General features: G+C 54.1%; 1 rRNA gene. It reads left to right on the top strand.

The features are described 5' to 3' along the window. The first annotated feature begins 183 nt into the window (after positions 1 to 183). Positions 184 to 1,716 (top strand): 16S ribosomal RNA (locus tag ACT3TJ_RS17890). Positions 1,717 to 1,729: the final 13 nt, after the last annotated feature.

Below are 1,729 nucleotides of genomic sequence, written 5' to 3'. Positions count from 1 at the left end.
AGCTCTTTAACAATTTGATCAGGTAATTCATGTGGGCGTTTGCCGATGAGGGTGACAAGTCACCAAATATCAAGGCAAGCGCACAAGAAGAATTTTCGAATTCTTCAAATTCGTTTGAACCTTGAGCCAGGATTGATTCACCTTTGTCACTTTCGAGTGACAAGTAAGAATCACACTGATTTTAAACTGAAGAGTTTGATCATGGCTCAGATTGAACGCTGGCGGCAGGCTTAACACATGCAAGTCGAGCGGTAACAGGGGAAGCTTGCTTCCCGCTGACGAGCGGCGGACGGGTGAGTAATGCATAGGAATCTGCCCGATAGTGGGGGATAACCTGGGGAAACTCAGGCTAATACCGCATACGTCCTACGGGAGAAAGGGGGCTCCGGCTCCCGCTATTGGATGAGCCTATGTCGGATTAGCTGGTTGGTGAGGTAATGGCTCACCAAGGCAACGATCCGTAGCTGGTTTGAGAGGATGATCAGCCACATCGGGACTGAGACACGGCCCGAACTCCTACGGGAGGCAGCAGTGGGGAATATTGGACAATGGGCGCAAGCCTGATCCAGCCATGCCGCGTGTGTGAAGAAGGCCTTCGGGTTGTAAAGCACTTTCAGCGAGGAAGAACGCCTGTCGGTTAATACCCGGCAGGAAAGACATCACTCGCAGAAGAAGCACCGGCTAACTCCGTGCCAGCAGCCGCGGTAATACGGAGGGTGCAAGCGTTAATCGGAATTACTGGGCGTAAAGCGCGCGTAGGTGGCTTGATAAGCCGGTTGTGAAAGCCCCGGGCTCAACCTGGGAACGGCATCCGGAACTGTCAGGCTAGAGTGCAGGAGAGGAAGGTAGAATTCCCGGTGTAGCGGTGAAATGCGTAGAGATCGGGAGGAATACCAGTGGCGAAGGCGGCCTTCTGGACTGACACTGACACTGAGGTGCGAAAGCGTGGGTAGCAAACAGGATTAGATACCCTGGTAGTCCACGCCGTAAACGATGTCGACCAGCCGTTGGGTGCCTAGCGCACTTTGTGGCGAAGTTAACGCGATAAGTCGACCGCCTGGGGAGTACGGCCGCAAGGTTAAAACTCAAATGAATTGACGGGGGCCCGCACAAGCGGTGGAGCATGTGGTTTAATTCGATGCAACGCGAAGAACCTTACCTACCCTTGACATCTACAGAAGCCGGGAGAGATCCTGGTGTGCCTTCGGGAACTGTAAGACAGGTGCTGCATGGCTGTCGTCAGCTCGTGTTGTGAAATGTTGGGTTAAGTCCCGTAACGAGCGCAACCCTTGTCCTTATTTGCCAGCACGTAATGGTGGGAACTCTAAGGAGACTGCCGGTGACAAACCGGAGGAAGGTGGGGACGACGTCAAGTCATCATGGCCCTTACGGGTAGGGCTACACACGTGCTACAATGGCCGGTACAAAGGGTTGCCAACTCGCGAGAGTGCGCCAATCCCGAAAAGCCGGTCTCAGTCCGGATCGGAGTCTGCAACTCGACTCCGTGAAGTCGGAATCGCTAGTAATCGTGAATCAGAATGTCACGGTGAATACGTTCCCGGGCCTTGTACACACCGCCCGTCACACCATGGGAGTGGACTGCACCAGAAGTGGTTAGCCTAACGCAAGAGGGCGATCACCACGGTGTGGTTCATGACTGGGGTGAAGTCGTAACAAGGTAGCCGTAGGGGAACCTGCGGCTGGATCACCTCCTTAAACGATGCGTCAT

The sequence above is a fragment of the Halomonas sp. AOP30-A1-24 genome, from assembly GCF_052378165.1.
Lineage (GTDB): Bacteria > Pseudomonadota > Gammaproteobacteria > Pseudomonadales > Halomonadaceae > Vreelandella > Vreelandella citrativorans.
Note: the sequence above shows the minus strand (reverse complement) of the source record. Positions and strands in the feature narration are given on the sequence as shown.